The 9,180-nt window shown below is 51.2% G+C and carries 6 protein-coding genes; all 6 read left to right on the top strand.

Features of this window, described 5'->3' with window-relative positions:
- Positions 1-193: 193 nt before the first annotated feature.
- Positions 194-955 (top strand): OmpA family protein, encoded by a 762-nt coding sequence (locus tag JX312_RS05205; RefSeq protein ID WP_239653811.1) that lies wholly within the window; start codon positions 194-196, stop codon positions 953-955.
- 373 nt (positions 956-1,328) lie between these two features.
- Positions 1,329-1,928, top strand: a complete 600-nt coding sequence (locus tag JX312_RS05200) for a DUF3575 domain-containing protein (protein WP_123403104.1) — start codon at positions 1,329-1,331, stop codon at positions 1,926-1,928.
- Between the two features lie 1,593 nt (positions 1,929-3,521).
- Positions 3,522-5,504, top strand: a complete 1,983-nt coding sequence (locus tag JX312_RS05190) for a fimbria major subunit (RefSeq protein WP_204457277.1) — start codon at positions 3,522-3,524, stop codon at positions 5,502-5,504.
- 125 nt (positions 5,505-5,629) lie between these two features.
- Positions 5,630-6,652, top strand: a complete 1,023-nt coding sequence (locus JX312_RS05185; RefSeq protein WP_123403100.1) for a FimB/Mfa2 family fimbrial subunit — start codon at positions 5,630-5,632, stop codon at positions 6,650-6,652.
- A gap of 24 nt (positions 6,653-6,676) precedes the next feature.
- Positions 6,677-8,464: a hypothetical protein gene (locus JX312_RS05180; protein WP_204457276.1), complete on the top strand. Its 1,788-nt coding sequence runs from the start codon at positions 6,677-6,679 to the stop codon at positions 8,462-8,464.
- Positions 8,465-8,525: 61 nt separating this feature from the next.
- Positions 8,526-9,180, top strand: a 655-nt coding sequence (locus JX312_RS05175) for a fimbrial protein (RefSeq protein ID WP_204457275.1), incomplete at its 3' end; no start/stop codon positions are given.

Below are 9,180 nucleotides of genomic sequence, written 5' to 3'. Positions count from 1 at the left end.
GGAGATATATGGGGGGATATGGGGATGTATAGGGCTGTATGGGGATTCTGATTGAGGCTTTCGGGCTTCGCGGCTTCACAGGGAACTGCGGCTTCAGAGAACATGATGCGGACTCGGGTGTTTTAAAGAGTAAGAAGCTGTTTAAACAGCTTCCAAGGAAAACACATTAATGAAAAACACAAAATTTGAGATTATGAAAAAGAGAGGATTTATTATGAAAGGTTCGGCTGCCGCTCTGGCGGCTGTGTTGCTCCTGTCGGGGTGCTCTTCGATTAAGAATACGTGGGACGGCATGAGCCAGACAGGACAGGGTGCGACAGCTGGCGGAACAATAGGTGCAGCCGTAGGCACAGGAGTCGGAGCATTGATAGGCGGCGGCAAAGGCACCTGGATCGGAGCCCTTGTCGGTGGCGCGCTGGGTGCAGGAACAGGTGCTCTCGTCGGCAACCATATGGACAAACAGAAGAAAGCGCTCGAAGAGCAGCTCTCGCAGATGCAGGATCAAGAAAACCGGAACTCACAGGACATACAGGATATCAAGGTTCAGATGGTCAAAGACCGCAACGACCTTGATGCCATCAAACTTGTTCTTGGAGACGCCGTACTTTTCCAGACCGGCAAAAGCAATCTTTCCGCAGCCGCCGATGCCACGCTCAACCGAGTCGCATATAATCTGAAGCAGTTCCCCGACACCGATGTCACCGTAGTAGGATATACCGACAACACCGGCAGCGAGCAGCTCAACCAGAATCTTTCCGAGAAAAGAGCCGAGAGTGTGGTGATCTATCTCGAATCGCAAGGCATCGCAGCATCTCGTCTGAAAGCAGTCGGGATGGGGGAGAACGATCCCGTGGCATCCAATTCCACAAGCGAAGGTCGTGCGCAGAACCGTCGCGTAGAGATGTTTATCACCGCCGACGCGCAGATGATCAGCAATGCTCAGCAAGGGAAATAAATCTTCCCTTGCCGGGGGTTGTGTTGCGTTTTGTATGCGATAAAAATGCGATGGTTGGAAAAATGAAAGCGTATTGAAGTGTCAGATAATAATTTGATTTAATAAAATTGACACTCCGGATATTAAGGTAATTTAACATTAATTAACATTGGGGGGGTAGAACGATATTTTATTATTAACTTTACGCCCGAAAAATTGACTTTGCTTTGAGCTTAACCGATCTAACATAATCGGCTATACTTTAAAGATGATTTTTTGATGCCATCGCATGGCTTCCCCAACATTGTAACAGTAGGCATGAAGGTAGACTCGTAAAGAGTTTACCTCTTTGCCGGATTATATAATCACCAGGGAGTGAGCAAAAAACTACAGAATGAAACACCTATTCTTCATCATTGTTGCGGCGCTGTCAGCTTCATTTTGCGCCCACGGTCAGGTAGCCGTCAAAACCAATCTGCTATATGATGCCACAACCACGCCCAATATCGGTGTCGAGGTCGGTGTCGGAGGTAAATCCACTGTTAATCTTGTCTACGGTCTTAACGCCTGGAGCTTCAATTCCGACAGCCACGGCAAGCGTTTCGCCAAGCACTGGGTGCTGATGCCGGAATACCGCTGGTGGCTGTGTTCCCGATTCAGCGGTCATTTCTTTGGTGTGCACGCCATGGCGGGGCAGTTGAACGCCGCCAATGTCGATCTTCCGTTGCCCGGAGGTTTCGTTAGCGGACTTAATCTTCGCGAAGCCGTGAAAGACGCCCGTTATCAGGGTCCCTTTGCCGGTGTCGGCGTGACCTACGGTTATCAGTGGGCACTTTCCCGCCATTGGAACATAGAGGCGGAGATCGGTGCCGGCTATGCCCACATGTGGTATGACAAATACCCCTGTGGCGAATGCGGTCTCCGAATGGAGAAAGGACACGCCAATTATCTTGGAGTCACCAAACTGGGGCTCTCGATTATGTATGTATTTTAATTGAAGCAAGGGAATGAAAACAACAATAGCAACACTTCTCGCCGCCATCGCTTTTCCGGCAATGGCAGCTGTTACATCCACCACCTCCCTGAAAGTGGAGAACCAGCAGGCACGCCGTGTGGACAGCGTGCTCAGGCTCACCGCCGACATCAATCTTGACGGGGTTTCACTACCCTCTACACGTCAGTTTTTTCTCACTCCGGTTCTTGAAGACAATGCGGGTAATTCGGAGGTGCTCCCTTCTCTTCTTGTCAACGGACGCTCCATGCAGATAGCATGGGAGCGCAAGAGTCTCGGCGGCAAATTCCGCGGCAGCCATGATGTGGCGAAAGCCGTGCGCCGCAACAACGGCAAGGCACAGACGGTGGAATATTCCGCCGAAGCAGTTCTTGAGAAATGGATGTGGAGACCTGATGCTTCCGTAAGATGGGTGGTCGACACCTGCGGATGCGGTCATGAGCAAGGTTCGCGTGCAGGCGAGCCTGCGCTGTTGGGTCTCAATCCCGCCGGCAAGATGCGCGTTGCATACGTCACACCGGCTGTTGCTCCCCTCCCGGTGTCTGTTCACGACGGCGAGGCTCATGTAAACTTCGAGGTCAACAAATCCGACCTTCATGACCAGCCATTCCGCTGNAAGAACGGAAAGGTGATCGACAACCGCGGGCAACTCCGCGTGATCGATGACTCGATCCGTTACGCGCTCGCCGACAAGAATGTGGAGATCGCAGGGCTCAGCATCTGCGGTTACGCATCGCCCGAAGGCACTTACCTCTCCAACGAACGACTTGCCACAGATCGTTCGCGCGCTCTGTCGCAATACATCACCGGACGCTACAACATACCCGCCGGTGTCAGCAAATATGACGCCGTAGCCGAGAACTGGGAAGGTCTGCGTCGCATCGTGGAGACGACTCCCGCCCTCAGCGAGACGCAGCGTCGCGAACTGCTGGCNCTCATCGACCGTCCCGTATACGGACCGTCAGACTACGATGCCAAAGACCGTGAACTGAAGACCGATTCCCGCTTTGCCGCGCTTTACAGAGAGACCATTGTTCCCGAATGGTATCCGTCATTGCGCACCACAAAGTTCAAGATCACAACGCGTCTAAAACCCCTCTCCGACGAAGCTCTTGCCGAGGTGATACGCAGCACACCGGAGAAGATGTCGCTCAACCAGATGTTCCGCGTGGCGCGTCTCTATCCTGAAGGTTCGGATGATTTCTACCGCGTGATGCAGACCGCGCTCGAATATTTCCCCGAAGACGAAACCGCCAACCTCAACATGGCGTCAGCAATGCTTCACAGAGGTGATCTTGAGGGAGCGCGCAAATATCTCGACAAGGCAGGTGACACCCCCGAGGCTCTCAATGCCCGAGGCATCCTCGCCACATGGGAAGGTGAACTCAAAGAGGCTGACGCGCTCTTCCGCGCCGCCGGGGCTTTGCCCGAGGCGGCAAAGAACGCCGAGATGATCCGCTGACTTGCGAAAACGATACCTGCAACACCTGAAACGAGGCACATCATGAATATTTGACTTGCCTGAATAAATAAAATTAACAACAATAATAATAATTTTCACTAAAACTAAAGGAAATGAGAAAAGAGTTTCTTTATGGCACGTTGGCTTTAGGACTGGTATTCACCGCCTGTAAGTCTGACGACCTTACAATCGGGGAAAACAACGGTAACGGTGTTGCCGAGACAGCCCAGACCCTCTACGTCAAGATGGCGATCAAGGGTGGCAATCAGGCTGGTACTCGCGCCGCTGGAAATGACGGCAACCCTGTAGAGGGTACCGACTTTGATCCGGGTCTGGGCGAATCCGAGGTGCAGAAAGCGTATTTCGTATTCTATGACAACAACGGTAACGTCGTCGGCGATTATGTCCAGGTTGAACTTAAAGATCCACAGAGTGCCTCAACTGCCGACGGAACTGTCGAGAAATACTATCAGTCGGTGGTGTCTGTCGGAATCCGCAAGGGTGAGAACAAACCCACTCAGGTGGTCTGCTACATCAACCCTACTACTCCTGTTGATCTCACAAAACCGCTTTATGAGATTCAGACTGTGACACGTAAGGCTGTGACACGCAGCGCGGACGGCAAGACATACTTCCCCATGAGTAATTCAGTTTATTATGGCAGTAATGCCGGCGAGATAGCTCCGACTATCGCTGTGCCGATCAACGCCGACCAGCTTTTCGACTCTAAAGATGCAGCTCTTGCAGCTACAGACAAGACTATCGAGGTTTTTGTTGAGCGTTATGCCGCCAAGCTTGCATTCTCTCATAAGGATGTAAACCCCTTTACAACAACGTCTACAGTATATGCAACCGACGGAACATCCACAGATCCCGAGGTAGTTCTGACATTCGTTCCCGAAAGATGGGCGCTCAATGCAGAGGCTAACGAGACTTTTGTCATCAAGTCTTTCCGTATACCCAATGCGGCTGGCGGCATCATGACCGACAACTATACATGGGCAGCTGCAAATGAAGTTATCAACAAAAACAGCGGCAACTGGGTATGGAACAATCCCGGCTATCACCGTTCTTACTGGGCTTGTTCTCCTGCATATTTCACTGCTAAATATCCCGAGGTTGCATCTGATGTAGATCCTGCCGTTCTTCATCAGAAATATTACACTTATGCGGAGCTTGAGAATGGCGCAGGTTTCGACGCCGACAACAAAACTCCCCAGTATTTCAAAGAGACAACAGTGGGTCGCAAGGCTCTTGATTCAGAGAACCCGCAGGCTGCTGTGGCTTCAGTTATCCTCGTAGGTCACTATGAGCTTACAGTTGCCGGCGGCGACGCTGTGAAGAGCGCTTTCTACACTTATTCAAGAGGCAAATCCACCGAAAAGCCCGGTGTTTACTTCCCCGCTCAGACCGGTACCGCCAACAGCACCGTGGCAGGTGGCGGCAGCATGATGATGCGCTTCCTTCAGGAGCTTACCTGTCTTTACAAGATGGAGAACGGAGTCCACACTCGTTTCAACCCCAACAATGCGGATGACCTTGCCACACTCGTTGGAGCACTTGAGATCAAGCGTCCGGATGCAGATGTTATCGGCAAGATGAAAGTTCCTTCGCGTTATTATACACTCCAGCTTAAAGGCACAGGTTTTGGCAATATTTATGTAGCGAACGGCGACGGTTACAAGGAAATCGGCGACGGCGAGGGTCAGATTTCACTGATAGCGGCAAACCAGGTGATCATGCAGCAGGTTCAGTTCTGCAACTACTATGCTTCAACTGAGGATGCTACAAATGCAAACGCAGGCGGAAAGGCATATTTCAACATCCCGGTTCTTCACTACGGATGGTATCGCGCAAGCAACAAGCATACCGCGACATCCAAGATCGACTGGAGCAACCTCCAGGTCGGTGACCTCGGTATGGTCCGCAACCACTCTTACAGCGTGAATGTCACAGCCATCAAAGGTCTCGGCACAGCCATCAGCGACTATGAGGCTCCCATTGTTCCTCCGGCAGACACAAAAGAGCAGTATGTGTCTTACAAGGTCAACATCCTCAAGTGGGCTGTTGTTCCCCCGCAGAATGTAGAGCTTTAATACTCAAAGGTTCTAATCCATATCAATACAGGGCGGCGGTGCCTGACCGCACCGCCGCTCACCGGAGGCTTCGCANGCGCATTGCGCGCCGGAAGCCGCAAAACACAGTAATCAATTAAACGACAATGCATATCAGGAAATTCAGAAACAAGCTCGTTATCGGCGCGGCGTCACTGCTCGCCATGATGACTGCCGGCTGCTCTATGGTGACCGACGCTCCGGAGGCTTGCCCCGCGCAGCTCCGCGTGAGGTTTGTCTACGATTACAACATCAAGTTTGCCGATGCTTTCGCCCACGAGGTGAAGTCGGTGTGCGTCTGGGCGTTCGACTCCGACGGCAGGCTTGTCTGGAGCGACAACGTCTCGGGTCCTCAGCTCTCGACCGGCGATTTCTATATCGACACACCCCTCACCGAAGGTAAATACGATTTCGTGAGCTGGTGCGGACTCGAGGGCAACAGCGATTTCAGTCTCGCCACATACACACCCTCTTCGAAAGAGGAGCTGGAGGTGAAGCTCAACACTCTTGCCGAGAATGGCGAGAATGTATCGAAAAGTCATATCCCCGGTTTATATCACGGATATGTAAGCAATGTCGAATACAAGGTAGATCCCTTCGCACCCTCTTTCAAGACAGTGACAATCCCGCTGATGAAAGACACCAAGGATATCCGCGTGATGCTCCAGCATCTCGATGGCAGCGAGATCGACAACAAGGATTTCAGTTGCACGATCACTACATATGATGCCAACCTTGCCTGGAACAACGCCTTGCTTCCCTCGCCGGTGGTGACATACAGCCCGTGGAACATCCGCTACGGGCAGACAGCAGCCCCCGGTGTCAGAACGATGACAACGGTATCCTCGCTGCTCTTTGACATGTCAACATCGCGTCTCTCCACAGAGCGCGATGCCACACTGACGATACACCGCAACTGGGATGACCGCGACATAATCCGCATCAATCTCATAGACTATCTCCTGCTGGTAAAGGGTCATTACGGCGACATGTCTGATCAGGAATATCTCGACCGTCAGGACGACTATTCCATGGTGTTCTTTATCGACCAGAACAGTAACTGGTATGCGGCAGGCGGCATATTCATCAACAACTGGGCTGTGGTTCCCCCGCAGCATAACGAAATGTAAAATCAATTGAAACAGCAATTGAACATGATATTCAGAGGAAAGATATACAAGATTCTGTCGGCGATGGCTATTGCTATGGTTGTGACGGGATGTTCCTATGTCGAGGATCCGGGCAATCCTTGCCCGAAGCCGGATATGGGGAGTGACGGCAACGTCCATCTCAATTTCATGATGACCTCAGATGCAAAGCTGGTCAACGGAACACGCTTCGATGACCAGAACCATCCCGAGACCGGGTCTGATCTTGATTTGGAAGAGACTATCAATACCAATGACTTTGCTTTTTATATATTTCTCGGAAAGGCGGCAGATGGTGTTATTGACTGGGATAATGCCCCTCTGTTATATGCCAACTACGACATAAATCACTCTACGGATCCTTATACAATGATAACCGGCAGTGGCGGCAGTTATAATGTCACGGTCACTCTCCCTACACCCACATTCGAGAAAATTCTTGGCAGAAGCCTTGATCCTGAGAGTAATGAGGCTGTTAATTTCCGTATAGTCCTGCTTGCAAATTCAACCGGCGGTTATGGGTCCGGAATCACAAATTACGAGAAGATAGAAGCAATTCCTGCTGAAACCACATATGGCGAAGTGATCGCGGCTTCGGAAAAGATCTATATGGAGAGCTCGTCAATACATGAGGCATCCTTTGACAATCTCGGCGATACGTCAGATGGTGTTATTAAAGGTTACATTCCGATGTATGGGAATATTTTCACCCCGGTAACGGAGAAAGATTTATGCAGCAGTCGTCCGTTCGATGGTATTTTTCTCGGGAATGTCTTCATGTTGCGGTCGTTTGCAAAAGTTCGTATACATGACAATATCCGGGAAAAAAAGGATGAGTTCCCGAGACTTCATTCGGCAATCCTTACGTATACGACGCCGAACGCATATATGCTTCCTGCAGATGCCGCCTCTTATTTAAATGGCACACAGGTTCATGCGATGCGGGAATGCAAGGAGAATTCATGGAACATCGCTTATGGCGGCGAGACCTCCCTGCAGTTGCCGTTTATTTCAGGCAAACGCAAGATTCTTATAGGTTATCTGCCTGAGCAAACAATCGGAACCGAGATGCCGAATCTCGAAATTCGTATACAGATTTCCCCCTTTGATGCCGCTGAATCAGTGACCGGAGGCGACAGGCTCATATATAAGCCTAACGGACAGGAAGATCTTGAAAAGCATACCCGCAAGTTCATCGTGCCGATGAGCGGCTACAAAGGCACTGCGTTTACCTGGGGCAGTCAGATTCTGAGAAATCATATCTATGACCTCAACGTGGATTTCAAGGATGGTACGGAGCTGACTTTGACAGCGAACGTCAAGGACTGGGATCAGACGCGTTTGGAACTCGATTTCCAGCAGAATCCTATGGTGTCGCAGGCTGTACGTTGGACTGACGGTACCTACGCGAGTGTGAACGCCGCACAGGGGCAGATTTTCCTAAAGCCGTGGGATAGCGAGTCCAACCGCGTGGCGGCGGAATGCACATTCGAGATCTCCGCGCCCAAAGGCGCGAGATGGACCGCATATCTGATTCCCGCCGGAGGAGCGCCCGGTTCGTTCATGTTCAAGGTGGGCAGTGACGCGGAGGGAGACCTCCTCGAAGAGACTGTCAGCGGTAATACCGGCACTCCGGCACATCTGCATATAGTAAGTGTTGATCCGAATCCGACACAGAACAATTCGGCTATACTGCAGGTGATAGTAGGCATGGACGGAGGCACCCGCTTCATGGAGGCGCCAGTTGCCGGCGGTACAGTGAAAAACTGGACAATCAATCAGGCAAGACAGTAAGAACTTTGACTTTAAAACTTCATGTTCCCTCCCCGGGGAACGTGAATATAGATAAAGAGAAATGAGATTAATAAATTTCAAAAATATAGTTTTCGGCTTCCTCTCCTGCGCAATGCTTTGCGGAGGATGCTCGGATGCCATGGAAGACATTATTGACGCGCCATCTGAAAGCCTGACCTTGCGTTTTTACAGCGCAGGGGCAGGCACGCGCGCCGATATCGAGTCATCGGATGCAAGTCTTAACGAAAACCTCATATCCAATCTTGCGGTGGCATTTTATCCGTCGGCTGCTTCCGACAGTAAGAATGCCGTTAAATTCAACCTCTTCAAGAATCTCGGTGCTACAGGCAAGGTGGAGCGTAAGATAATCATATCCGACGAGGAGGTGGCTCTTCTCTTTGGCAGTACGGAGACCTCCGGCGCGACCTGCCGCGTCTACGCTCTCGCCAACCTTTCGGATGAAGAGATCGCCGCACTTGGCAAGACTCCCACGGTAGCAGCTATGAAAGAGCTTCGTGTGTCTTCGGAGTTCGACACGCAGCAGGTCCAGGAATCGTTTGTGATGAGCGGCGATGCCACTGTGACCTACAATATTGACGCCTCCGGCAAAAAAACAGCCGTAGGAAATGTGCAGCTTGTGCGTTCCGCCGCCAAGATAACACTCAATATCAAGCTTCCGGAGAGTTATGAAGCTCCCGGCACCGGAAATATATGGG

This window comes from Barnesiella sp. CU968, assembly GCF_905219685.1.
Taxonomy (GTDB): domain Bacteria; phylum Bacteroidota; class Bacteroidia; order Bacteroidales; family Muribaculaceae; genus Lepagella; species Lepagella muris_A.
The sequence above is the reverse complement of the archived record's forward strand: the minus strand, read 5'-3'. Positions and strand labels throughout refer to the sequence as shown.

What these genes read in the sequence shown, in the direction of transcription:
- JX312_RS05200 (WP_123403104.1), top strand. Translation starts at nt 1,329, where the DNA reads ATGAAACACCTATTCTTCATCATTGTTGCGGCGCTGTCAGCTTCATTT.
- JX312_RS05185 (WP_123403100.1), top strand. Translation starts at nt 5,630, where the DNA reads ATGCATATCAGGAAATTCAGAAACAAGCTCGTTATCGGCGCGGCGTCA.
- JX312_RS05205 (WP_239653811.1), top strand. Translation starts at nt 194, where the DNA reads ATGAAAAAGAGAGGATTTATTATGAAAGGTTCGGCTGCCGCTCTGGCG.
- JX312_RS05180 (WP_204457276.1), top strand. Translation starts at nt 6,677, where the DNA reads ATGATATTCAGAGGAAAGATATACAAGATTCTGTCGGCGATGGCTATT.
- JX312_RS05190 (WP_204457277.1), top strand. Translation starts at nt 3,522, where the DNA reads ATGAGAAAAGAGTTTCTTTATGGCACGTTGGCTTTAGGACTGGTATTC.